Consider the following 23,785-nt stretch of genomic DNA (forward strand, 5'->3'; position numbering starts at 1 on the left):
GCGGCGTCCGCACATGTGCGGGGGCCGCGTCGGATGGTTCGGTGCCGGCGGGACGCCCCGTCAGGCGGCCTGTTCCGCCGTGGTGGTCCCGTCGTCCACCTTGCTGGAGATGATCCAGAAGATCCCCAGGGCCACCGCGATGCCGATCAGCAGATCCACCAGCACCGGCAGTCCCAGGGCCACACCGGCGTAGCCCGCCAGGGCGCCGGCGGCCGAAACCAGTGCGTAGGGGGCCTGGCTGTTCACGTGGTCCATGTGGTCCGAGCCCGTGAACATGGAGGACATGACCGTGGTGTCCGAGATGGGGCTGCAGTGGTCCCCCCAGACGGCGCCTCCGAAGACCGCTCCGATGGTGGGAATGATGGCCTGCATGGGATCGACCCCGGCGTTCTGGGAGACCGTGTAGGCCAGCGGAACGACAATGGGCATCAGGACGGCCATGGTCCCGTAGGAGGTCCCGGCGGAGAAGGAGATGGCCGCTCCCATGATGAAGGTGATGAAGGGGATCCACATGGGCGCCAGCGTGTCGCCGGCGATCCCCACGATGAACTGCGGCGCCCCCACAGCCTTGATGGACGAGCCGATCCCCCAGGCGAAGATCAGGATCAGCGTTCCGAAGAAGATGGAGCGCATGCCCTCCATGTAGCCGCGGAAGAGGTACTTCCAGGTGGTCACCCCCTGGGCGCGGTAGAAGACCAGCGTGATGAAGACCGACCCGAAGGCACCCCAGACCAGCGCCTTGGAGCTGCTCCCGGCGCCGATGGCCTCGCGGACACCCACGCCCGGCCAGCCGCCGGTGACGATGAGCATGGTGAAGATCAGTCCGATCAGCGAGATGATGGGGATCACGAAGTTGACCAGCCGGCGTGGCGTTTTCTCGGCGGGGATCAGGTCGTCGCTTTCCACGTTGATGAGCGGTTCGGCGTCGTCGCGGATGATCTTGCCGGTCCGTCTCGCCCGGCGCTCCGCCTTAAGCATGGGTCCGAAGTCCCGCAGCGTGAGGATGCAGAAGGTCATCAGAATAAGTGCGAGGATGTTGTAGAAGATATAGGGAATGGAGCTCAGATAGGCCACGTAGGGCGAGCTGTCGATCTCCAGAGCGGAGAACTGGTTGCCGATCTGGCCCACCATGTAGGCGATCCAGGAGGAGATCCCGGCGATGCAGGCGATCGGGGCGGCCGTGGAGTCGACGATGTAGGAGAGCTTCTCCTTGGAGATGTTGTACCTGGCGGTGATGGGGGTCATCGTCGTTCCGACAACCAGCGTGTTCACATAGTCCTCGAAGAAGATGATGAATCCGGCGAGTTCCGTCATCAGCAGCGCGCCCTTGACGCTGTTGATCTTGTTGGTGATCCACTGGACCACGGCGTCGATCCCGCCGCCGACCCGCATGATCCCCACCAGGCCCCCCATGGTCAGACTGGTGAGGACGATCCGGGCCGACCAGGCGCCGCCCAGGTTGTCCCAGAGGGAGGCCACGGCATTGCCGAAGCCGGCGATGGGGTTCCCGCCGGCGATCATCGTGCCGGCCACCCATATGCCCAGGAAGAGCGAGGGGATGACCTCCTTGGAGATGATACAGAGTCCGATGGCGATGATCGGCGGGAGCAGGGAGAGGATACCGAAATTCGATGTCTCGCCGTTGGCGGCGAAGGCGGGAAGAGACAGAAGCAGAAGCGCAGACAGCACGGAACCGAAGAACAGAAGACGGCGGTCCCGTCGTGACGGAGTACTACTGGACATGCATTTCACCTCTTTCACTGAACTCGATCTGTTGCGTCACATCCTTGGTCTCCTTTGGTGCCCAGACCCTTTTCGGGCAGAGCGGGAGTCGGAACCGGGGATCCCGACGGCAGCATCACCGCCCTTTCTGTCGGAACTCGATGCTCATTTCTGATGAGTGGTAGCGTGATGAGTGATTGCGGGTTCAGTATAAGCGAAGATTCTCTCTTGTCAATGTCGACTTTCTGTGCTGGACGAAGCAGCCTGGGCGGATAAATCGGGATGGTTGCGATGCCCCGGCGGGAAGGTATCGCCGGAGGATGGTCTGGGTTGTTCGAAATCGTTGTTGCCATGGAATGCAGACCTGTGCAGAGGTCGATCATTCCGATGCGAAGGGCTGTTTGAGTTACAATGAGAAGCGTTGACAAATTATTGTTTTTTGTGGTAGGCTCAAAATGGCTCATCAAGAGCAAATCATCAGTGATGAGCAAAATGCGCGAGCTATCCGGAGAGGAGGCATGCCGCGGCTGCGCCGACAGGGCATGCCTCCTCTCCGGAGTGACCACCTGCGGTAGGGATACCGCAAGGAACAACAGCATACCAGAGAGGATGTTGCGCATGCCCGGGAATGAAGCGGAAAGGCTGCTGCGTGGGAGTACTGTGGTGGATGCCCATTTCGACCTGGCTATGGATATCCAGGACAAGTGGGACCGGGGCAGACGGAATGTCCTCCGGGAGGAGTACCTCCCCTCCTTCCGGAGGGGAGGGCTTGATCTTGTGGTCTCCTCCATCTTTCTCCACAGCTACTTTCTGCCGGAAATGGCCCTCCGGAAGGCTCTGACCCAGATCGGCATACTCAAAAACGAGCTTGACGGACTGGGGGATCAGGTGCGCCTCGTGACCTCCCCCGAGGATATGGATGCCGTCCGGAAGGAGGGGCTTCTGGGGATCCTGCTCTCCTTTGAAGGTCTGGATCCGATCGGCAACGACCTCGATCTCCTGCGGGTCTTCTACGACCTCGGTGTCCGGGGAGCCGGTCTGGTCTGGAGCCGCAGGAACTACGTCGGCGACGGCTGCTTCCTCTCCCAGCGCCGGGAGGGGCGTAAGGGGGGGCTGACGGATTTCGGTGTTCGGGTGGTGCAGAAGGCGGCGGAGCTCGGGATGTACATCGATGTCAGTCATCTGAATGACGAAGGCTTCTGGGATGTCATGGAACATGCCGAAGGCCCGGTCATCGCCTCGCACTCCAACTGCCGGGCCCTGGTGGATTCCCCCAGGAACCTCACGGACGAACAGATCCAGGCGATTGCCCAGAAGGGCGGTGTGATCGGCATGAATGCCTACGCGGCCTACGTGGCCGGGGATTTCAGGGAGCGCAGGGCGGGTGCCGGGGATCTTGTGGACCATCTGGATCATGTGGTGGGGCTTGTCGGCGTGGAGCATGTGGGGATCGGTTTTGATTTCTGCTCCAATTTCGAGGACTTCATGTCCTTTGATGACGGCGAGCTTGAATACGATCTGTTCGAAGGGCACCAGGAGATGCACCTGTGGGTGCGGGCCCTGCTGGAGAGGGGGTATGGAACGGCGGAGGTGCAGAGGATTCTTGGCGGGAATTTCTGGAATTTCCTGAAACGGTCCCTGTGAGGCTGCAATGGAAGAGTGATTGAACGAATGTCCTGGTACAGAGAAAAGGAGGAGAGAGCATTGAGAAGCTACGTGCACGGTGTTCCGCGTTTCCTGCCGGCAGTTGTGGTGGTGGTGGCCGTACTGATGCTGTCTGCGGGCGCCTTCGCCGCCGAGAAGGTGTTGACCGTCCCCTACCCGGAGGATCCCCAGACGGCGGACTGTCAGAAGACCACAAGCTGCTACACCCTGCCGCTGAACTGTTTCGACCGGCTTCTGGAGTGTGTGACCGTGAAACCCGGCGAGTCCAGGCTTGAGCCGGGGCTGGCGGAGAGCTGGGAGATCTCCGATGACGGGAAGACCTACACCTTCCATCTCCGGGAGGGGGTCTTGTTCCACAACGGAGAAGAGTTGACGGCGGACGATGTGGTCTATACCTTCGACCGCATGCTGAACCCCAGGACAAAAGCCCTGAATACGGGCATCCTCGATTTTGTCGAGGGCGCCAAGGCCCGGCTTGACGGCGAGGCCGAATCCACGAAGGGGTTGAAGGCCCTGGACAGGTACACCGTCCAGATCGAGCTGAGCAAGCCCTACGCGCCCTTCCTCGCCGTGATGGCGAGTCCCCAGTCCAGCATTTTCAACCGCGAATTCACCGAAGCGGCGGGGCAACGGTTCGGGTTGACCCCGGAGACGACCTGCGGCACCGGACCCTTCATTTTGAAGGAGTACGCCCTGAACGACCGCCAGGTCCTGACAGCCAACGAGGAGTACTACAAGGGTCCCCCCGAGATCGACCGCCTGGTGATCAAGGTGGTCAGCGACGCCGAGACCATGCGGATGCTCTTCGAGGCGGGGCAGATCGATGTCTTCGACTGCGACTACGCCATCTCGCAGATCCCCTACTTCACGCAGAGCAAGAAGTGGAAGGACAACATTGTCAGCGGCCCCCGGGTCGGGATCTACTATATCAGTCTGAACCAGCGCAAGAAGCCCTTCGACGATGTGCGCGTCAGAAAGGCCTTCCAGATGGCCATCGACAGGGAGCTCATCCTGGAGAAGATGTTCTACGGCCGCGGTGTGCTGGCCAATGGCGTGATGCCCAGGGGGCTCGTGGGGTACAATCCCGATCTTGCGGCTCTGGAGTACAACCCGGAGAAGGCGAGGACGCTCCTCGCCGAAGCCGGCTACCCCGACGGCGCCGACATGACCATCGTCCAGGTCAGCGGCTGGAGCCAGAAGTGGGTCAAGATCAACGAGATCATCCAGGCCATGGTCAAGGACGCAGGGTTCCGGCTCGATATCAGACAGGTCGATGAGTCGACCTACTACGCCACACGCAAAACAGGCGATGTCGGGCCCTACACACAGGTGTGGTCTGCGGATTTCAACGATCCCGACAACTTCTTCTATACCTTCTTCGGCAGGAGAGGGACGGTGGTCCGTTCCTTCAACAACCACAGCCCCGAGGTGTTCGATGCCATCGACCGGGCGCGGGCCATGACCGACCAGCAGGAGCGCATCGCGCTCTACCGCTCCCTGGAGAAGAAGATCGTCCACGAGCAGGCCGCCTGGGTGCCGCTTTTTACCCTGGATCACGTCTACGTGGTGCGCGACAAGGTGAAACGCTTCGAGGTGCCCTGGAACGGCTGGAGCGACATGTCCTACTACCCCATGGATGTGCAGTAGGCTGCGGTGGAAACCGGTGGAATGCCCCGCGGGGCATTCCACCTCCTGCATGCGCGAGCGGGGGAAGGTGGGGATAAGCAATGTTGCAGTATGCCCTCAAGCGGCTTCTGATAGCCATACCGGTATTGCTGGGCATCACGTTTCTGATATTTTTTCTGCTTAATGTCGTTCCCGGCGATCCTGTGGCTCTGATGATGAAAGAGAAGGCCAGCGCCGAGGTCATCACCCGGGTCAGAGCCCAGATGCATCTGGATGATCCGTGGCCGGTCCGGTACCTCCGATTCCTCTGGGGCGTGCTCCACGGTGATTTCGGCGTTTCCTACAAGCTGCACCGGCCCGTGACGGGGCTGATCATGAATGCCTTCCCAAAGACACTGATTCTGGCTTTTTCCGCGGCGCTCTTTTCGTGGATCATCGGGATCCCGGCGGGTGTGCTCTCTGCGGTGAAACAGTACTCCATTCCGGATTACCTGTTTATGGGATTTTCGTTGACCGGGGTTTCCATGCCCATCTTCTGGTCGGCGCTGCTCTTCCAGTATGTCTTCGCCCTCAAGCTGCAGTGGTTGCCTGTGGCCGGTTTCTACGGCTGGCAGTACGTCATACTGCCGGCCATCATCCTCGGCTGGAGTTCGGCGGGACTGATCGCCAGGCTGACCCGGTCGAGTCTGCTTGACGTCATGGGCAACGACTACATCAGAACGGCCCGTGCCAAGGGGGTCAGGGAGGTGCCTGTGATCGTAGGGCACGCCCTCAAGAATTCCATGCTGCCTGTGGTGACGGTCATGGCCGTGCAGGTCTCGACACTCCTCTCCGGTGCGGTGATCACAGAGAGTGTGTTTGGTATCTCCGGTCTCGGGCGGGTGGCTGTGGACGCGATCAAAAGCCGGGATATGCCCCTGCTGCAGGGGGCTGTGCTCTTTGCGACCCTGCTGGTGATCCTCGGGAACCTGACTGCGGATATCCTCTACTCCTATCTGGATCCCCGCATACGCTACGAAAAGTAGGGTGACGCCATGGAATCGGAAAAGGAACACAGCATGAACACGGAACAGGATGGACGTGAACGGTCCGGCGGCACCCGGGAGGGTGGGGGCAGGGATTCCCTTCTGTGGGATGTGCTCCGTGCGTACCGGAAGAACAGGACAGCGCTGCTGGGTGTGGTGTTCGTCATTGTTCTTGTCGTGCTGGCGGTGTTCGCCCCCTGCCTCTCGCCCGGTGACCCCTACGCGGTGGATCTGAACAGACAGTCGCTGGCCCCTTCATGGCAGCACTGGTTCGGTACCGACAGCCTGGGACGGGATCTGTTGAGCCGGGTGATCTACGGCGCCCGGATCTCCCTGCTTGTCGGCCTGGTTCCCAGCTTTATCGCTATCGCCATCGGCGGCGTCCTCGGCGTGGTCAGCGGGTACATCGGGGGCCGGACCGATTTCTGGCTCATGCGGCTCGCCGATGTGGTGCTTGCCTTTCCTTCGCTGCTGCTTGCCATGGTGGTCATGTACACCCTGGGCGCCTCGCTGTTCAATATCTTTATCGCTCTGAGTCTGGTGGGGTGGGCCGGCGCCGCCCGGGTTGTCCGTTCCCAGGCCCTCTCTCTGCGCGAGAAGGAGTTTATCGAGGCGGCCAGGGCGATCGGTGTGCGTGATGTGGTGATCATCCTGCGGCATATCTTTCCGAACTGCCTGCCGGCGCTGATTGTGCTCTTTACGCTCCGCATCCCCCAGGCCATCATGGCGGAGGCGGGGCTGAGCTTCCTGGGTGTGGGGGCCCAGCCGCCCACACCCAGCTGGGGATTGCTTGTGTCGCGGGGAAAGGAGTTTCTTTTCTCCGCGCCATGGATCGCCATTCTTCCGGGGGTGGCGATATTTCTGACGGTGCTGGCCTTCAACTTCATGGGCGATGGCTTTCGGGACGCCATCGACCCGTACATGGAAGACTGAGCAGGGGACGTGCCGATGACACAGGAGAGCCTACTCACCATCCGGGGTTTGAAAACGCAGTTTTTCACGCGAAAGGGTGTGGTCCCTGCGGTCGACGGGCTGGACCTTGATGTGGAACGGGGGAGGATCACCGGCATTGTCGGCGAATCGGGGTGCGGCAAGAGCGTCACGGCGCTCTCGATCCTCGGCCTCATTCCCGGACCCGCCGGCCGGATTGTGGAGGGGCGGATGCTCTTCGAGGGCGAAGATCTGGTGCGGAAAAGCTATGCTCAGATGTCGGCGATACGGGGCAGGGATATCTCCATGATCTTCCAGGAACCCATGACGGCATTGAACCCTGTCTACCGGGTGGGGCGCCAGGTGGGGGAACCCTTGCGGGTCCACTCGAACCTTTCAGGGGAAGAGATCAGGGAGCGTGTGATCGAGATGCTCGATCTGGTGGGGATCCCCGATCCGGGGTCGCGGTACCATGCCTTTCCGCACCAGCTCTCCGGGGGGTTGCGGCAGCGGGTGATGATCGCCATGGCGTTGATCTGCGACCCCAAACTGCTTATCGCCGACGAGCCCACCACGGCACTGGATGTGACGATACAGGCCCAGATCCTGGAGCTGATGAAACGTCTCATGAGGCGTCTGGATACCTCCATCATCCTGATTACCCATGATCTGGGTGTCGTCGCCGAGGTCTGCGACGAGGTCCATGTGATGTACGCCGGCAAGGTGGTGGAATGCGGGGATGTCTACGATATCTTCGATGCCCCCGCCCATCCCTATACCCGGGGGCTGATCCAGTCCATACCCGGGGTGCGCGAAACCAGGGCGGGAGGCCGTCTCTACAACATCGAGGGAATGGTGCCGCCGCTCCTGAACCTTCCGTCGGGCTGCCGTTTCGCCCCGCGCTGCGACCGGGCCGGGCCGCAGTGCCGTCGGTCGGTGCCGGAGCTCCTTCCGGTGGGGGACGGCCATCTCGTTCGCTGCTGGAAGGCCGGAGAGGGGAGGAGGTGTGCGGGATGAGTCCCGCTCTGCTGGAGACCAGAGGATTGAAGAAGTACTTCCCCCTCTCCTCGGGACTGCTGGGGAAGAAGAAACGTGCGGTCCGTGCGGTGGACGACGTGGACCTCGCCATTATGGAGCGTGAGACCTTTGCCCTGGTCGGCGAGTCGGGATGCGGGAAGACGACCCTGGGCCGGCTCCTCCTCCGGCTGATCGAGCCGACAGAGGGTGAGGTGCGCTTCGGGGGAACCGACATCTTCTCCCTCCCGCCCGGGGAGATGCGGGCTCTGCGGCGGGAGATGCAGATTATCTTCCAGGATCCCTATGCCTCCCTCGATCCCAGGATGCGGGTGCGGGATATCCTTGCGGAACCGCTGCGGACCCACCGGGATGTGGTTCCCTCCGGGAAGCGGGACGCCAGGGTCCGGGAACTCCTCGATGTGGTCGGTCTGCGGGAGGATGCCCTCGCCAAGCATCCCCACCAGTTCAGCGGCGGCCAGCGTCAGCGGATCGGCATCGCCAGGGCATTGATGCTGCAGCCCCGCTTTGTGGTCTGTGACGAGGCGGTGTCGGCGCTGGATGTCTCGATCCAGGCGCAGATCCTCAATCTGTTGCAGGATCTGCAGGAGCGGTTTTCCCTGACGCTGCTCTTTATCACCCACGATCTCAGTGTTGTGCGCTATCTGGCGGACCGTGTGGGCGTAATGTTTTTGGGGCGCTGTGTGGAGATGGGCAGAACCTCGGAGATCTTCGCTTCGCCGCTGCACCCCTACACGCGCTTTCTGCTCTCCGCCGTTCCCCTGCCCGATCCGCACCAGCGGGACCGGGAGAGGATGCTCCTGAAAGGTGATATCCCCAGCCCCATCGATCTCCCCCCGGGCTGCCGTTTCCACACGCGATGTCCCTTTGCGCGGAAGATCTGCAAGGAAGAGGATCCACCGACACAGTGGCGGGAAGGGCGGAGCTACGCCTGCCATTTTCCCCTGCGGTAGCCGGTGGTGCGAATACAAAGAAAGGATGAGGCAAAGCATGCGACGGGTACCTGCTCTGCGCCCGGGCGATACGGTGGGGCTGGTCTCCCCCTCCAGTCCATCCTCCAGACGGTCTGTCGACACGGCTGTGCAGGCGGTGCGGGAGCTGGGGTTTCAGGTCAAGGTGGGACCCAGCTGTTACGCCGCACTGGGGTATATGGCAGGTGAGGATTCCCTCCGGGCCCGGGATGTGAACGAGATGTTCGCCGATCCCGGGGTCCGCGGTATCCTCTGCCTCCGCGGCGGCGACGGGGCGACGCGCCTCCCTCCTCTGATCGATCTCGAGGCGATCGCACGCACCCCCAAGGTGTTTCTCGGGTACAGCGACATCACCATTCTCCACCAGATGTTCAACTGCTACGGCGGGTTCTGCACCTTCCACGGCCCCATGCCTGCCACAGAGTTCTCGAAACCCACCTTCCCCGGCTATGTGCGGGACCATCTTCTGCAGGCGCTCTGCCGGGAGGAACCCCTGGGACGGATCGAACCCTATGAAGGGGCCGCCCCCATGGAGACCCTGGTGCCGGGCGCCGCCGAGGGGGAACTGGTGGGCGGGAACCTGGCTCTGGTCTGTGCACTTCTGGGAACCCCCTGGGAGATCGACACCAGGGGACGTATCCTGGTTCTGGAGGATGTGGACGAACCGCCCTACCGTATCGACCGGATGCTGACGCAGCTGCGTCTTGCCGGGAAACTGCAGGACGCCGCCGGTATCGTGCTGGGACAGTTCAACCATATCAAGCCCAAGAATCCGTCGCGGACCCTGAGCCTTGCCGAGATCTTCGAGGCGGTCGTCGCCCCGGTCGGCACGCCCTGTCTGACCGGCGGCTGTTTCGGCCACGGCGAGAAGAAGGTCACCCTGCCGCTCGGGGCGAGGGCCGCCCTTGATGGTGCCGCGGCGGAGCTGACGCTTCTGGAGTCCGGGGTCCTGGGAGATGTTGATGGCTCTTCTTGACGGAGCGGGGGCAAACCCCTATAGTCTCCTTGCTCATTATTGATGAGTGGTGAGCACGCGAAAAGGAGCTGTCACGATTGGAAACGATTCGGATTGCAGTGGTCGGATACGGCAATGTGGCGAAGGAAGCGGTCAATGCGGTGGAGACGGCTCGGGACATGGAGCTTGCGGGGATTGTGATCCGCAACCCCGATAAGGTGGCCCCGGTTGAGCGCGAAAGCGGCGCGCAGGTGGTGCTCGATGTGTCGGAACTGGGAAGGGTGGATGCGGCGGTGCTGGCCGTGGCGAGCCGGGCCGTTCCCGTCGTGGCGCCGGTCTACCTCGAACAGGGGATCGCCACGGTGGACAGCTACGATATCCACGGAGATCCCATGCTGGAGCTGCGCCGGCAGCTCGGCGCGAGCGCCCGGAACGGGAAGACCGCCGCCGTGATCGGGGCGGGGTGGGATCCCGGGAGCGACTCGCTGGTCCGCGGGCTCTTCGAACTCCTCGCCCCCCGGGGGATCACCTGCACGGATTTCGGACCCGGCGTGAGCATGGGGCATACCGTGGCCGTCAAGCAGATTCCCGGCGTAGCCGATGCCGTTTCGCTGACGTTGCCCGCCGGACAGGGGAGGCACCGCCGGAGGGTCTACGTGGAGGTGGCCGCAGGATACGACATCGAAGGGATCCGGAGCACCATCGGCGAGGATCCCTACTTCTGCGGCGACGACACCTGCGTGGAAGAGGTTGAGGATGTGAACCAGCTCATCGATCTCGGCCACGGTGTCCATATGGAGCGCAAGGGCGTGGCCGGCTGCTCCCACAACCAGCGGATGACGCTGGAGATGACCGTGATGAATCCCGGTGCGACGGCCCAGATGATGGTCTCCGCCGCCCGCGGGGCCGTCCGGCAGAGCCCCGGGGGCTACACGATGCTGGAGATCCCTGTGGCCGATTGTCTCCCCGGTGACAGAGAGGGCACGCTGAAACGGCTCGTCTAACCGGTGGCGCAGGTCAGGAAAGGATGACGTCTATGACTGCAGCACAGGCACTACTGGAGATGCTCCGTGCCTATCATGTCGAGTATGTCTTTGGGCTACCGGGGGAGACGACGCTGGGCCTCTACGATGCCTGGAAGCGCTTTGACGGGATCACCCACGTGATGGCCCGGGACGAACGGAACGCCGTCTTCATGGCCGACGGCTACGCCAGGGTTTCCGGGCGGCCCGGCGTCTGCGAGGGGCCGAGCGTGGGGGCCACCCACATGATCCCGGGGGTGGTGGAGGCGGCGAAATCCTTTATCCCCCTTGTGGTGATGACCTCCGACATCCCCCTGCACATGGAAAAACACAATATGCTCACCGGCTTCGACCAGACCGGCCTCTTTGCCGGGGTGGCCAAGGAGAGCCTCACCGCCACCCGGGGGGAGGAGATCCCCTATCTGGTGCAGCGGGCCTTCCGTGTCGCCACAGGCGGATCGCCGGGACCGGTGCATCTCCGACTGCCCATGGATGTGCTGGCGGAGGAGATCCACCGTCTGCTTCCACCGGCGCAGGAACGATTCGCCTTCTGTCCGGGAACGCGTCCGGTGGCGGACCCCGACTCCGTGCAGCAGGCGGCCCGTGCGCTGGCGGACTGTGACAGCGGGGTCATGGTCTGCGGGCAGGGGGTGCTGACCTCGCGGGCCTGGGAGGAGGTGGCGGAAACCGCCGAGCGCTTTGGCCTGGCTGTGGCGACCACCATCAACGGCAAGGGGAGCATCGCCGAGACCCACCCGCTCTCCGTCGGGGTGATCGGTTCCCGGGGGAGCACGGCCTATTCCAACCGCTTTCTTGAAGAGGCGGATCTCGTGGTCTTTGTGGGCAGCAGCACCGATTCCGTGGGTACCGATGGAGGCAGGCTCCCGCCGGAAGGAGCCGGAACGCGCTTCGTTCATCTCAATCCGGACGAAGGGGAGCTGGGCAACAGCTGTTCCGACGCCCTGCTTCTGCAGGGCGATGCGCAGAGCACCCTGCGGGCACTCCTGGTATCGGCGGAAGACCAGCGACTGACCCCGCGTTGCGATATGCGCTCGGGCGTCGCGCGACGGCCGAGCCCGGAGAGCTGTGCCGGAGCGGAACAGTCGGCCCGGGGATATATGGATCCCCGCCCGGCGGTGGGGCTGCTGACGGAAGCCATGCCGGAGGACGCCGTGATTGTCGCCGATCCCGGGATGAGCGCTGTCTATCCTGCGGCCTTCTACCGGATTCCCCGCCCCGGTCGGTACTTTGTCTGCAACTACGCCATGGGTGCCCTCGGCTATGGTTTCCCCGCGGCACTGGGGGTTTCCTACGCCATTCCGGAGGATCGCATGGTGCTCAACTTCACCGGCGACGGCAGCTTCGGCTTTACCGCCGGAGAGCTCGAGACACTGGCCCGTCTGGGGCGGAACGTCAAGGTAGTGCTGTTCAACAACGAGAGCTACGGCTGGATCCGGGCTACCAACCGCTTCAGCTTCGGGGGACCCCACTTCGCCACCGATTTCCAGGGCGTGGACTATGTGGGGCTGGCCGAGAGCTGCCGGATACCGGCGTTCCGTGCGGCCTCTATCCCGGAGCTGCGGAGGGTGGTCTCCGCCTTCTATGATGTACAGGGTCCCGCTTTGCTCGAGCTGGTGGTTCCGCCGGAGGACCGCTGCGTGCCGCCGGTTCCGGACTGGGCCGCCAAGGCTGCAGAGCTGGGGATGGAGTGTCCCTACTGGTGAAGCGAGTGCCTCCGCAGCAGCCGAAGCCGACGGGATTTCTGGTAGGATATGGAGCGGATCCCGGAGATCATGGAGGCGGCGCAGCTATGAACGAACAGTCTACGCAGAACGAAACCCTCATTCTGGCGCTTCAGGCGCTGGGGCACGCCACCGAGCCCCTCGGTGCCGGTTCGCTGGCCCGTGCGCTGCGGGACATGGGTTCGCCCGTCAGCATGGCCACCGCCGGCCGGATTCTCTGGGAGCTCGACGAGAAGGGATACGTGGAGAAGGTGAGCAACAAGGGGCGTGTGCTTTCCACCGAGGGACAGGCCTACCTTGAGGAGGTAGAGGCCCGGGGGAAGAACAACATGCTGGCCCAGGCGCTTCTCGACGAGCTCCATCTGCGAACGCCCGGGGATCTGCTGGATATCCTTGTCGCCAGAAGGGCCATCGAACGGGAGACCGCCCGCCTTGCGGCCGTCAATGCCTCCGAGGAGGATCTGGCGGAGATCAGGGCCTTCGCCGAGATCCTCGACGGCGGGGAGGAGCAGGGACGCAGTATCTCCGTGATGGACCGCATGTTCCACGAGGCCATCGCCCAGGCGGGGAAGAACAGCGTTCTGATCGCCACGCTCAAGCTCGTGCGGCAGGACGTGCATGTCCAGCATGCCTTCGCCTTTATCCGCCGCCAGGAAGGACGCCATCTCGGCGGCGACCACATGCCTGTCTACGAGGCCGTCGCCGGAAGGGATCCCGATGCGGCCGAACGCGCCATGTTGCGGCATATCGACAATATCGTCCGCGACGTGGAGCACTACTGTCGGGAGGAGGATCTCGCCGGGGATTCTTCTGAGCGGTAGCGCGCCATGAGGCGTTGCGGCATGCCGATGCAGGAAGCCGGGGCCTCGGGCCCCGGCTTCCTCAATTATCGCCACTTCCGCTGTGTTCGACCAGCAGTTTTGCTTCCGTCAGTGTCGTTGGGAGATCATCTGTACGATGAGTGTGTTGGCCCAGGAGAAATCCCCTCTGGAAAGGCTGATGACGATATAGGAAAGCAGGATGGCTCCCGCGCAGACAGCCAGAGCGATCAATGCCTGACGGACCTTCGACGGGTGATGCCAGACATACCGTTTCCCGATCCTTGCCATGTCCCTTCCCCCTTTCCGAACGGCGTTGCGATATCTCACAGCGTTGTCGAGAAAGCGTTCCGCCGTCAAATCAATCATACAGCATACTTGTGCCCGCATCAAAGCTGGGCTACTCTTGTGGGGAAGTCGCGCGTACACCTATCTCGTGCGAGAAAGAGGGGGCTGCCGGTATGAAATGGAAGGCGTTGCGAGACGCTGCATGCGTCATGGCTGTCATCGGAGGGATATTCCTGTGTGGGGGTGCGGCGCCGGCGTCACAGCCGCCCTATCCACTGGAGGTGGAAAGCGACATCTTTGTCGAGAGCACCGCTCTCTCGGGCGGATTCGGTCAGTCCGACAGGCTGGAGATTACCTTTTCGCAGAATGGGGCGACCCTCGCCGTCGGCGGTGTTTCCCTGGATGTCCAGGCTCTGGACCGGCTCCTGCTCAGGACGACGAAGGCCGACGGCTCGCTGACGGCGCACTGCACCAATGCGGAACCGGCCCGCTCCGTCGATGTCTATACCGAAGGCGATGCGCTCGATGCTTCCGAGACGCGCTTTGTCTCCGGTGACCGCACCAGGGAGCTTGCCGTCAGATGGAAGGCCGGCGACAGAGCCCCCGGCCTGGGAAGCGGCCGGATTGTCATCTCCGGCGATCAGGCGGTGACGACGGTGCCCCTGCAGCTGGCCTTTCTGGAGGATCCCGACGTCTTTCAGCTGGAATACGCTTCCGGTACGGTATCGGCCGATCCGCAGGCCTACCGGTCGCTCTTTGTGGATCCCCGGAGCACCACCATTGACCTCAGTGTGATGGCCCGCGCCGACGATGTGCTCTGGTTCCGGCTCTTCAACTGGGGGACCAATGTGGTGGAAGCCGGGGGGAGCGGGCTGACCGACAGTGGCGTGGTGGTCCGGTCCGGCGATACGGCCGCATCGGTGACCTATCCGGCCTACGGACAGCGCTTGCGCACCGGTCCGCTGGGCCTCTCGCCCCGGGTCACCCTGGAGGTGGAGGGGCAGGCCGGATACGATCTGGATGCGGCATACCGATGCTATGTCGATATCCTCTCCTATAGCTCCTTCTCCAGAGACATGGCGATCGCCGGAGCGAGGCTCTCCCCCCTGGAAGACCTGTCCCTGCCCGCCTCCGCGCTGGAGATGACCATCCCCGGCGAACTGGGAACGCTGACCTGCGACGAGGTGCACCCCAAGTATCTGCACGACGTTGACCATCCCTTCCGGGCGCTGGAATTCGGCATCGGGGCCGGGAATGTGGACCCCGACCGTGTTCTGACCCTGCCGGTGCTGGTCTCCTGGACCTTTTCCAGACGTGATGTGCTGGGGGTCTACAGCGACGACGCGGTACCCGCTTTCTTCGAGCAGGTCGCCCAGGCTTCGGATCAGCTGAAGACGCTCTTCGCCCGCGTGCGGCCGGTCAAGCAGCTCAGGATCTCCGGCGCGGCGCATGACCTGGTGGACCTTGCCGGTGATGACTGGCCCTCCTATTTCAGCGGCGCAATGGATCCCGGAAGCGGCGCCTTCACCCTGCATTTCCGTCTCATCGTCGTCGATAGCGACAGCGAATCGGTGGAAACCCTGCTCCACAACGGGATCGGTTTTTTCGTCGTCTACGATGGAGATCGGAACGGCGTCTTCGCCGACCCCTTAGCCCTGGACTTCGCGGCTCGGGAGCAGGACGTGCCGGACCGCCCGCGGCCGACACCCTGTCTTTCCCCCACCGCGACGCCGGGGGCCACGAACACCCCCACACCCACCGGGGGAGGCGGCGATGACGATGATGACGGCAAGGACTTCGGCTGCAGCACAGGGGGAGCACCCTTTGGGGCGTTGCTTCTGCTGCCGGTGCTCGGCGTACTTGCAGCCCTGAGACGGACCAGATAGCGTGGGCGAGAGGAGGGGCACTCCCATGCAGAATCTCCAGATGCTTGCAGAACGGATCAGCGAAGGGAATGTGGTGGTCTTCTCCGGAGCCGGTATGAGCACCGAGTCGGGGCTCCCCGATTTCCGCTCCGGCGACGGGCTGTGGCAGCAGCATGACCCGCGGATGCTGGCGTCCCTGGACGCCATGAACTCGAACCCTCAGGCCTTCAGGGAGTTCTACGGGCAACGGATCCGGGCCCTTGGGGACGTGACGCCCAACAGCGGCCACCGGATCCTGGCCCGCTGGGAGCGGCAGGGGCTCATCCGCGCCGTGATCACGCAGAATGTGGACCGTCTGCATCAGGAGGCCGGTTCCTCCCGGGTGGTGGAGCTCCACGGGACCCTGCGGCAGGTACGCTGTTCCGCCTGTGGGCACAGCTTCGACAGCGCTCTCTTCCTGGAGCGGATGGACTGTCCCGACTGCGGTGCCCCGCTGCGGCCTTCGGTGGTGCTCTTCGGCGAGATGCTGCCCGGCGCTGCTTTGGAGGAGGCCGAGCGGGTGAGCACGGAGGCCACCGTCTTTCTGGTTCTGGGATCGTCACTGACCGTCTCCCCGGCGAACTGGTATCCCCGGATGGCCAAACGGGCCGGAGCCTTCCTGGCCATCATCAACAGGGACGCAACCACCATGGACGGTGTGGCCGATTTCGTGGTCCACGGCGGGATCGGTTCCGTGCTGGAGGAGGTCGATGCACGGCTCGGGGGGGAGTAGACGCTATCAGCCGATTTTGCCGCGATGCTCCCGGGCGCTGCTGTCTGTTTCCATATAGAGGCGCAGGCCTCTACTGGTGGAGGATGACAAAGGTGAGCAGCCAGGCCATCACGGTAATCTGCAAAAAGCGATCCTCCAGAAAGAGATGGGTCGGCGCCCCGCTCAGCTCCCGGACCAGGGTGAGCTGGAGGAAACGGAGGATCCCCATCAGAACAAAGGCCCCGGTGATGTACAGGTGCTCGCTGCCCGCCTTGGCGATCACCTCCGGCGAGAAGCAGTACATCAGGTAGGCCACCAGGGTGACCGCCGCCACAATGGCCATGGAGGTGTCCACAAGGGTGAGATTGTACCCCTGCACGGACTCCCGGACCTCTACGGTGTCTTCCACCAGCAGGATATCGTCCCGCCGCTTCGCCAGGACCAGAAAGAGCGCCAGCAGGAAGGTCATGACGATGATCCAGCGGGAGAGGGGGATGTCCGTGGCGAAGCCGCCCAGGAAGACCCGCATCGGAAACCCTGCGGCCACGATGAAGATGTCGATCAGTGCGAACTCCTTCAGCCCCAGCGAATAGAGGAGATTCAGCACGGCGTACCCCAGGAGCAGAAGCAACGCCTCGGGACCGAGCGGGATGGCGAGCCCGAATCCGGCCAGCGCAGACAGGGCCGCTGCGATCCGTGCCGAGTGTGGCGCGATGCGCCCGGCGGCCAGCGGGCGAAAGCGTTTGGCCGGGTGTCGCCGGTCGATTTCCAGATCTTTGAGATCGTTCACCACATAGATGAAGCTGGCGATGCAGCAGAATGCGGCGAACGCCAGGGCCGAGCGGAAGAACAGATCCAGCTCGGTAAACCGGAAGGCGAAAAAGAGCGGAGCGAAGACAAAGAGATTCTTGACCCACTGGTAGGCTCGGAGCAGCTCCAGATAGGTGCGTAGCGGCACGCCGGTCATGGTTTCATCAATCCTTTCACAAGCGCCGCCGATTGTCGGGGGGATCGGTTCCCAGGCAGGCGGCGTTCCCATGCACTGTCATACGGCTGCGATCATACACCAGAACGCGGCCGGGGTGACGGGTTTTCCTTGGTTCTTTCGGGGATCTCCTCGTCGAATCCCAGATGTTCCGTGATGATATACCGTGGCCGATCCTTGGTCTCCTCGTAGATTCTGCCCACGTACTCCCCCAGGATCCCCAGCATGATGAGGGTGATGCCGTTGAAAAAGAGTGTGATGGCCATCAGCGAGCTCCAGCCTGGAACCGTGAGGTCGGTAAAGAGCTTCTCGATCACCACCACCAGGATGTAGACAAAGCTGACCGCCGAGAGGAGAAAGCCCAGATAGCCGGCCAGCCGCAGCGGCTTGTAGGAGAAGGAGGTGACCGCGTCGAGGGAGAGCCGCAGCATCTTCGCGAAGGGGTACTTGGTCTCCCCCGCGTAGCGCCCCTCCCGGATGAAGGTCACCTCGCCCTGTCTGAAGCCGATCCAGCTGATAAGCCCCCGGAGAAAGAGGCTGTGCTCCCGGAGCCCGCAGAGGACGTCCCGCACCTTGCTGTCCATCAGTCGGAAATCGCCGGTGTCCACGGGGATCGGGAAGTCCACCAGGTGGTTGAGCATCCGGTAGAAGCAGTGGGAGGTCATCTTCTTGAAGAAGCGCTCCTTCTTGCGCTTCAGGCGCCTTCCGTAGACAACCTCGAAGCCCTCCCGCCACTTCTCGATCATCTGAGGGATCACCTCCGGGGGATCCTGCAGATCCGCGTCGATGATGACGATGGCCTCCCCGGAGGCGTACTCCAGGCCCGCCATCACGGCGGATTGCTGCCCGAAGTTCCTCGAAAAGGAGAGAAGCCGGAAACGCCGGTCCCTCTGAGATCTGGCCCGGATGATCGACGCCGAGCTGTCGGTGCTGCCGTCGTCGACAAAGATGATCTCCCAGGGCATGCCGGTGCCCTTCAGCACTGTCTGCAACCGCCTGCAGGTGGTGTCGAGCACATCCTCTTCGTTCAGAAACGGTACAACAACAGAGAGCGTTGGACGCATTGCAGGTTGTCTCCTTTCCGTATTGTGGCTGACGCCGTCACTGGTGCGGGGATCTGTCGGGCCGGCTCCGCAGGGAGATCTCGATCAGCGTTGTGTCCCCCGACTGGAAGGCCACATCGCCCAATGCGTGCAGGGCCTGCTCGTCGAGATCCTCGTAGCGTTCGCGTTCCAGTTCGCCGATGACAATATAGCGGATTCCGTAGTCTTCGAGCACCTGTCGGGCCCTCTCGCCTGAAGGATTGGTGTAGACCGCACGGACCTCCTGCCTCCTCCGGGCCGGCAGGTCGGGGTCGTTGTGCCAGAGCCATTCGTGGGCATACCAGCCCAGTACCGTCGGCAGTCCGGTGGCCATGGAGATCCGGCCGTAGCGGCTGTAGCTGTCTCCCTCGGCCTCCAGGATCACCGGCTGTCCCGGGAGACGGCTGCGGAGCCACTGGACAGCGGCGGCGTCGCCGGGCAGATCCTCATGGAGGAAGGTCAGTCCGTCGAGACTTTTGCTCTCCTTCCGCAGCGGATAGAACCCCGCCATCGCCTGGGGCGTGTAGAGCAGCGGCGCCGTGACGGCGGCGCCCAGAAGCAGTATCAGCAGAGCGGAGAGCGCTCTGCCCCGCACCACCGAGACGATCCGGACGGTGACATATCCGCCGAGCAGTCCCAGCAGGATGAAGGCCTGGTAGACCAGCTTGAACATGGTGTTGCAGCGGTGGAAGTCGTTGCCGTAGATATCTTTGACATAGACGATCTCCGGTGCGGCGATCAGGGCCAGCCCGGAAACGGCCAGCCCCAGAGCGAAGAGATCCGGCCGCTGCAGCCCGCGCCAGAAACGCAGGAAGCGCCCCTCCCCCCCGGCTGTCTTCGTCCAGAGCACAAGCAGCAGGAGAGCGAGCAGGCCGGCGAAGAGGAGCTTGTCCCCCCAGAGCACCAGAAGCTGCCACAGCGGCGTATGGGCGTGGACAAGGCCAACCCCCTCCGAGAAATGCTCGAAATGGAGCAAAAAAGGCGACGACACAGCCATGGCCAGGGCGAAGAGCAGCACGCCCCCCTTCGCCGTGTCAAGCAGGGCCTGCTGGAAGGACTCCCGTTTCAGCCAGGCGAAGGCCAGTGCGCCGAGCCAGATACAGAGGTAGATCGGCAGATCCCAGGCGTTGGTGATGTACATGACCCCCAGCAGCACGCCTCCGACGACCGTTTTGATCCGGGAGGGGCCGTGCTGCACCGTCGCGAGCAGCAGCGCCGCAGTGGTGAGCACCGCCGGGATGTCGGAGACATGGCCGTGCAGGTCGGCCACCACGAAGGAATAGATGGGGAACTCGTGGATCGTCTTGTCGTCGGTCTCCGGGTGGTAGCCGATGTACCGGGTGGCGTCGGGGTACCAGTAGGGCTCCGCCTTCTGTTCGGTGAGCCCCAGATCATGCGCCGCAGGCAGCACATAGCCGTGGACCAGGGCGTGGAGGTTCCCCCCGCCGGCCACCAGAGCGGCGGCGATGAGCCCCCCCAGCACCGCCCGGTATCCCCTGATCCGCCGCAATCGTTGCAGAGAAGGTGCTCTGTGGGGCTCCCTGTGGTGCAGAAATCCGATCGCCGCGGCCACTACGGAGAAACTCCCCACCACGGTGAAGGCGAAGAGCGAGGCGATCATCAGGTTGTAGGCCACCTCCGTGGGGATCCCTGTCACGATCGCCAGGGTGGCGCAGACCACATGGCCGAAGTAGTAGTAGTTCACCGGCGAGCCGGCGAGCCACATATCCTCCGGCGGCATCGAGGTGGCCTGTACGGCGGTGTTCACGAAGCCGAAATCCATGAATTTCTCCAGCCCCTCCACGGAGGGATGGAAACTCCGGATGAAGGCCCAGCCCAGAAGGCAGCACAGAAAGAGCGCCTCTTCCAGGGCGATGACCTTGAGAGGGAAGTGCGGCGGTACAGGCGGAAGGGCGGTGCGGGGTTCCCCGCCGTCCATCCGCCACCCTGCGAAGGAGACGGCCAGCATGGCGCCCACGGCGACAAAGCGACCCCCGCCGGCGAGGGAGGAGAGATGGAGCGATCCCGCCAGCCAGGCCGCATAGACCGGCAGCAGGATCCCCAGGATCTTGGCGAAGGGGTAGGCGGCGTCCAGGGGAAAGCGGAAGAGCCGTCTGGCAAGCGGCAGCATCACAATCCCCGCCGCAAGGAGCCAGGCCCACCACCAGAGCAGGGTGGGCAGCGCCGGCGAGAGAAGGAAGCGCAGGAATTGGTCCGGAAGATTGGTGAGGATCGACAGCATTACAGGGTTTCCCCCTCATCCAGACCCATGAAGGACGGCGCCCGGCGGCCCATGGCGATGGCGTAGTTCTGTCCCCGGTCCTGCGGATAGATCTGGGCCATGGACGCCAGGAAGAGCCCGGGCAGCGGCGTCTCGTGGGGGAGCAGCGAAGCGCCGTAGCCCCGGTCCACCACAGGCTGCGCGTAGCGCGCCCGGAAGAGATGGGTCCCGGTGATCGACATCAGCGTCTCCCCGGAGGTGATGCGGCCCAGTCCGTCGAGGAAGGCGTCCCGCACCGCCTCGTCGTCGGCGTCCCAGAGGGGGTTGCCCTCGTCGAGATAGCGCGAGAGATAGGTGATGTGCCGGCCGTAGCGTTCCGCCGGCAGCGCGGCGGTATGGCCGATGATCGCCACGAAGGGGAGGCCGTTGTCGGCGATGGAGGTCCAGTACCAGGGAACCAGGGGCTCTCTGCTCTCCAGGGTGAGGCAGAGATTGGCCATGTAGCGCACCTCCCGCAGACGGCTCCGGTAGGCCTCCGGTGCCTCGGGGAGCAGTCCCGCGGCCAGAGGCGGGGCGACGGTGAGCAGCGCCCGGTCGACAGATGTCGATCCCTCGTCGGTGGTGATGGTGAGCCCCTTCGGTTCCCTGGAGAGCGAACGCACGGGACGACCGCAGCGCACCGTTCCGCCGCGGGACTCGATGCAGCGGACCAGCTCGCGGTAGAGCACGCCGAAGCCGCCGCGCAGATAGCCCAGGCGTTCGCTCCTGCCTCCCTCTCCCCGGGAGGAGCTTCTGAGGCGGATCTTGTTCCAGAGCCAGGTGGCGCCGATCTCGTCGGCATGCTCGCCGAACTTGGAACGCAGCAGCGGTTTCCAGATTGTCTCGTAGATCTCGTCGCCCGCCTGTGCCCGCGCCCATTCGGCGGCGGTCACCTCCTCCAGATTGCGCCACTCCCTGCGATGCTGGGTGCGCAGCACGAAGAGCCCCAGCCGGATGCGCTGGAGCAGAGGCAGCACCGGCAGGCGGAGCAGGTCCAGGGGTGTGGTGAAGGGATGCATCCCCCCTGCGGCGTAGAGGGCGTTGGAGGGGGCGAACCATTCCAGCCTCCCTCCCAGGCCGAGCTCCTCGATGAGCTCCGTCACGGCACTGTCGCTGGTGAAGATGTGATGGTAGAACATGTCCAGCGGGTCGTGCCGGCTGTCTTCGTCCAGGACGATGTCCCGTGCGAGGCCACCCGCCTCCGGTGCCGCCTCGAAGACGGTGACCCCATGTCCCCTGCGTGCCAGTTCGTACGCTGCCGTCAGCCCCGTTGCCCCGGCTCCTACAATGCCTATCTCCACCCGGAAAGCACCTCCTCGATGGCTTCTCGGTCCAGCTCGCCGGTGTTCTCAAAGAGGATCACCGTGGGGTGATCGAAGACCCGGAAGGTCTCTTCGGCGCCGCTGTCGTTGATGGACAGTCCAAAGAGCTGGGGATAGGAGGCGAATCGTTTGGTCTCTGTGTACCCCAGCCGACCGCCGAACAGGGTAGCATAGAAACGGTCCATCAAGGGGTACCGATCGGGAAGAGCCGGCAGATTTCCATAGTTCCGCCGGCTGGCCAGGATCAGGTAGTCGCCCCAGCGGAGCGTGTCCACCAGCTTGCGGAACTTCTTTTCCCTGTCGGCCGCAGGCGCGTCGATCATCTTGAAACGGTAGCTCCGGTGCGCCACCCCCTCCACGGGGCCCGGGAGCGCATAGTCCCAGGACTCGCGGATGATATGGGCGCCTGCCGGGATGTTCCGGTAGATCCACGCCGAAGCGGCCGTTCTGGTGCTCTCCCTGCCGTAGATGGAGCAGAAGGCCAGACACCAGAGGAGCGAACAGAGCAGAACCGCTCCCGTGGCGCCCACAGCCAGAGCCCGGGGCTTGCCACGCAGCGTTCGGATCATGGCCGACAGCGCCAGACCCGACCCGAGAAGCAGCGCCGGGTAGATGGGCACGAGGTTCCGGACGAACTTGGCGTGCCAGGCACCCACATAGCTGATAAAAACCAGTGTGAACAGCAGCAGGGGGATCCCTGCGGGGGAGCGCTTCCGCCCCAGAATCTCGAGCGTCCACCAGGTACAGCCGGAGAGACCCAGAAAGGGCACCACCGGCCCGAGATGCCAGAGGAGGTTCTGCAGATGGAACCAGTAGGGCTGGGTTCGGGCGAACTGGAGCGTGTAGGGGACATCCACCGTCCCCTTGGCGATGCCCGATTCGTAGGCCATGACCTGGAGGAAGCCGTCGAAATCGATCAGTGTGTAGGGGGAGACCGCCGCGGCGACCAGCGCCCAGACCGCGCAGCAGAGGAGGAAATGGAGCAGCGGCCCTCTGCTGCGTTCCGCCGGCCCCGCGGTCGGTTCCTCCCGCCCCAGGCCGGCGGCGGATACCAGCAGCACCCCCACCGGAACGAGGCCGAAGCTGAGCGCCGTGGTCTTGGTGCCCAGGGCCAGCCCTCCGGCAACCCCCATCAGCAGCCAGTGTCTCCGTTGCTCCGGGGCCTCCACGGCCTGGGCGGCCCGGAGGGTGAGCAGCAGCAGAAAGAAGACCAGCATCGTCTCGGTGACGGCGTAGTGGGCCGTCTGGACCAGTCCTGTGGAGAAGGCGGCCAGAAAGGCGGTCAGCAGTCCGGCGCCGGGTCCGGCGAAGCGCCTCCCCGCCTTGTAGAGAAGAGCGATGGAGACCGTCGCCAGGGTGGCCGAGACATACCGTCCGAGCAGGACAATGTGGCCCAGGTCCCGGGACCACGCCGGGTTCCCCGTGGCGGCCGCCACGGCCTCGCCCAAAAGTTTGTACAGATAGACCGCCAGGCCGTTGTAGGCGTGGAACTGGGGGTCCATGTTCCCGAAGAACTCGATGCGGGCCACCGCCATGGCGATGTTCATGGAGTCGGGATGGTAGAGATGGCCTCCGTCCCAGTTGAGATTCCAGAAGCGGAGCAGCCCTCCCCCGGCCATCACGAGGAGAAGAACGAAGAGGATCAAAGGTCTGGCTTCCCCTGTCTGTCCCCGGTGCTCCGGGGCGGTGCGTTTTGGGTTCATGGTCATCTCCCCCTTACG

General features: G+C 63.6%; 20 protein-coding genes. 12 read left to right on the forward strand and 8 right to left on the reverse strand.

What is annotated here, in order from left to right:
• Positions 1 to 60 precede the first annotated feature (60 nt).
• On the reverse strand, positions 61 to 1,743 hold the full coding sequence (locus K9L28_03050; protein MCF7935307.1) for a Na+/H+ antiporter NhaC family protein: 1,683 nt from the start codon (positions 1,741 to 1,743) through the stop codon (positions 61 to 63).
• A 14-nt stretch (positions 1,744 to 1,757) separates the two neighbouring features.
• Positions 1,758 to 2,342 carry a hypothetical protein gene (locus tag K9L28_03055; protein ID MCF7935308.1) on the reverse strand — a complete coding sequence of 195 codons (585 nt, stop codon included), beginning with the start codon at positions 2,340 to 2,342 and terminating at the stop codon, positions 1,758 to 1,760.
• Here K9L28_03055 and K9L28_03060 point away from each other — a divergent pair.
• From K9L28_03060 to K9L28_03105, 10 genes are all read left to right on the forward strand, one after another.
• A complete protein-coding gene (locus K9L28_03060) occupies positions 2,332 to 3,366 on the forward strand; it encodes a dipeptidase (GenBank protein MCF7935309.1) in 1,035 nt (344 codons plus the stop codon). The genes K9L28_03055 and K9L28_03060 overlap by 11 nt on opposite strands.
• Before the next feature lie 60 nt (positions 3,367 to 3,426).
• A complete protein-coding gene (locus K9L28_03065) occupies positions 3,427 to 5,034 on the forward strand; it encodes a hypothetical protein (protein ID MCF7935310.1) in 1,608 nt (535 codons plus the stop codon).
• 80 nt (positions 5,035 to 5,114) lie between these two features.
• Positions 5,115 to 6,038, forward strand: a complete 924-nt coding sequence (locus K9L28_03070; GenBank protein MCF7935311.1) for an ABC transporter permease — start codon at positions 5,115 to 5,117, stop codon at positions 6,036 to 6,038.
• Positions 6,039 to 6,047: 9 nt separating this feature from the next.
• A complete protein-coding gene (locus K9L28_03075) occupies positions 6,048 to 6,971 on the forward strand; it encodes an ABC transporter permease (protein MCF7935312.1) in 924 nt (307 codons plus the stop codon).
• Positions 6,972 to 6,986: 15 nt separating this feature from the next.
• On the forward strand, positions 6,987 to 7,985 hold the full coding sequence (locus tag K9L28_03080) for an ABC transporter ATP-binding protein (protein ID MCF7935313.1): 999 nt from the start codon (positions 6,987 to 6,989) through the stop codon (positions 7,983 to 7,985).
• Complete coding sequence (locus K9L28_03085; GenBank protein ID MCF7935314.1) at positions 7,982 to 8,956, forward strand: ATP-binding cassette domain-containing protein; 975 nt, start codon at positions 7,982 to 7,984, stop codon at positions 8,954 to 8,956. The genes K9L28_03080 and K9L28_03085 overlap by 4 nt, the downstream gene beginning before the upstream one ends.
• Before the next feature lie 37 nt (positions 8,957 to 8,993).
• Positions 8,994 to 9,950: an LD-carboxypeptidase gene (locus K9L28_03090; protein ID MCF7935315.1), complete on the forward strand. Its 957-nt coding sequence runs from the start codon at positions 8,994 to 8,996 to the stop codon at positions 9,948 to 9,950.
• Positions 9,951 to 10,027: 77 nt separating this feature from the next.
• A complete protein-coding gene (locus K9L28_03095) occupies positions 10,028 to 10,933 on the forward strand; it encodes a diaminopimelate dehydrogenase (GenBank protein ID MCF7935316.1) in 906 nt (301 codons plus the stop codon).
• Positions 10,934 to 10,965: 32 nt separating this feature from the next.
• Positions 10,966 to 12,675: a thiamine pyrophosphate-binding protein gene (locus K9L28_03100; GenBank protein MCF7935317.1), complete on the forward strand. Its 1,710-nt coding sequence runs from the start codon at positions 10,966 to 10,968 to the stop codon at positions 12,673 to 12,675.
• An 86-nt stretch (positions 12,676 to 12,761) separates the two neighbouring features.
• Positions 12,762 to 13,514 (forward strand): FCD domain-containing protein, encoded by a 753-nt coding sequence (locus K9L28_03105; protein ID MCF7935318.1) that lies wholly within the window; start codon positions 12,762 to 12,764, stop codon positions 13,512 to 13,514.
• Between the two features lie 108 nt (positions 13,515 to 13,622).
• Here the strand turns inward: K9L28_03105 and K9L28_03110 are convergent, their stop codons facing one another.
• Entirely contained in the window at positions 13,623 to 13,802 is a 180-nt protein-coding gene (locus tag K9L28_03110; protein MCF7935319.1) for a hypothetical protein, read from the reverse strand.
• A 206-nt stretch (positions 13,803 to 14,008) separates the two neighbouring features.
• Here K9L28_03110 and K9L28_03115 point away from each other — a divergent pair, with 206 nt between their 5' ends.
• Positions 14,009 to 15,685 (forward strand): hypothetical protein, encoded by a 1,677-nt coding sequence (locus tag K9L28_03115; GenBank protein MCF7935320.1) that lies wholly within the window; start codon positions 14,009 to 14,011, stop codon positions 15,683 to 15,685.
• A 25-nt stretch (positions 15,686 to 15,710) separates the two neighbouring features.
• Complete coding sequence (locus K9L28_03120; protein MCF7935321.1) at positions 15,711 to 16,436, forward strand: NAD-dependent deacylase; 726 nt, start codon at positions 15,711 to 15,713, stop codon at positions 16,434 to 16,436.
• Positions 16,437 to 16,506: 70 nt separating this feature from the next.
• Here the strand turns inward: K9L28_03120 and K9L28_03125 are convergent, their stop codons facing one another.
• The 5 genes from K9L28_03125 to K9L28_03145 form a co-directional block, all read right to left on the reverse strand.
• The gene (locus tag K9L28_03125; protein MCF7935322.1) at positions 16,507 to 17,382 is read right to left on the reverse strand and encodes a UbiA prenyltransferase family protein; all 876 of its coding nucleotides are present in this window, start codon (positions 17,380 to 17,382) and stop codon (positions 16,507 to 16,509) included.
• A gap of 92 nt (positions 17,383 to 17,474) precedes the next feature.
• The gene (locus tag K9L28_03130) at positions 17,475 to 18,464 is read right to left on the reverse strand and encodes a glycosyltransferase family 2 protein (GenBank protein ID MCF7935323.1); all 990 of its coding nucleotides are present in this window, start codon (positions 18,462 to 18,464) and stop codon (positions 17,475 to 17,477) included.
• A 37-nt stretch (positions 18,465 to 18,501) separates the two neighbouring features.
• Positions 18,502 to 20,724 carry a DUF2298 domain-containing protein gene (locus K9L28_03135; GenBank protein ID MCF7935324.1) on the reverse strand — a complete coding sequence of 741 codons (2,223 nt, stop codon included), beginning with the start codon at positions 20,722 to 20,724 and terminating at the stop codon, positions 18,502 to 18,504.
• Entirely contained in the window at positions 20,724 to 22,043 is a 1,320-nt protein-coding gene (locus K9L28_03140) for an NAD(P)/FAD-dependent oxidoreductase (protein MCF7935325.1), read from the reverse strand. Before K9L28_03140 ends, K9L28_03135 begins: the two co-directional genes overlap by 1 nt.
• Positions 22,034 to 23,767: a glycosyltransferase family 39 protein gene (locus tag K9L28_03145; protein MCF7935326.1), complete on the reverse strand. Its 1,734-nt coding sequence runs from the start codon at positions 23,765 to 23,767 to the stop codon at positions 22,034 to 22,036. Before K9L28_03145 ends, K9L28_03140 begins: the two co-directional genes overlap by 10 nt.
• Positions 23,768 to 23,785: the final 18 nt, after the last annotated feature.

It is taken from the genome of Synergistales bacterium, from assembly GCA_021736445.1.
Taxonomy (GTDB): domain Bacteria; phylum Synergistota; class Synergistia; order Synergistales; family Aminiphilaceae; genus JAIPGA01.

Coding starts and splice junctions, on each gene's coding strand:
- K9L28_03135 (MCF7935324.1), bottom strand. CDS start 20,724: ATGCTGTCGATCCTCACCAATCTTCCGGACCAATTCCTGCGCTTCCTT.
- K9L28_03070 (MCF7935311.1), top strand. CDS start 5,115: ATGTTGCAGTATGCCCTCAAGCGGCTTCTGATAGCCATACCGGTATTG.
- K9L28_03120 (MCF7935321.1), top strand. CDS start 15,711: ATGCAGAATCTCCAGATGCTTGCAGAACGGATCAGCGAAGGGAATGTG.
- K9L28_03130 (MCF7935323.1), bottom strand. CDS start 18,464: ATGCGTCCAACGCTCTCTGTTGTTGTACCGTTTCTGAACGAAGAGGAT.
- K9L28_03115 (MCF7935320.1), top strand. CDS start 14,009: ATGGCTGTCATCGGAGGGATATTCCTGTGTGGGGGTGCGGCGCCGGCG.
- K9L28_03075 (MCF7935312.1), top strand. CDS start 6,048: ATGGAATCGGAAAAGGAACACAGCATGAACACGGAACAGGATGGACGT.
- K9L28_03085 (MCF7935314.1), top strand. CDS start 7,982: ATGAGTCCCGCTCTGCTGGAGACCAGAGGATTGAAGAAGTACTTCCCC.
- K9L28_03125 (MCF7935322.1), bottom strand. CDS start 17,382: ATGACCGGCGTGCCGCTACGCACCTATCTGGAGCTGCTCCGAGCCTAC.
- K9L28_03145 (MCF7935326.1), bottom strand. CDS start 23,767: ATGAACCCAAAACGCACCGCCCCGGAGCACCGGGGACAGACAGGGGAA.
- K9L28_03055 (MCF7935308.1), bottom strand. CDS start 2,342: ATGCGCAACATCCTCTCTGGTATGCTGTTGTTCCTTGCGGTATCCCTA.
- K9L28_03060 (MCF7935309.1), top strand. CDS start 2,332: ATGTTGCGCATGCCCGGGAATGAAGCGGAAAGGCTGCTGCGTGGGAGT.
- K9L28_03105 (MCF7935318.1), top strand. CDS start 12,762: ATGAACGAACAGTCTACGCAGAACGAAACCCTCATTCTGGCGCTTCAG.
- K9L28_03080 (MCF7935313.1), top strand. CDS start 6,987: ATGACACAGGAGAGCCTACTCACCATCCGGGGTTTGAAAACGCAGTTT.
- K9L28_03110 (MCF7935319.1), bottom strand. CDS start 13,802: ATGGCAAGGATCGGGAAACGGTATGTCTGGCATCACCCGTCGAAGGTC.
- K9L28_03050 (MCF7935307.1), bottom strand. CDS start 1,743: ATGTCCAGTAGTACTCCGTCACGACGGGACCGCCGTCTTCTGTTCTTC.
- K9L28_03100 (MCF7935317.1), top strand. CDS start 10,966: ATGACTGCAGCACAGGCACTACTGGAGATGCTCCGTGCCTATCATGTC.
- K9L28_03090 (MCF7935315.1), top strand. CDS start 8,994: ATGCGACGGGTACCTGCTCTGCGCCCGGGCGATACGGTGGGGCTGGTC.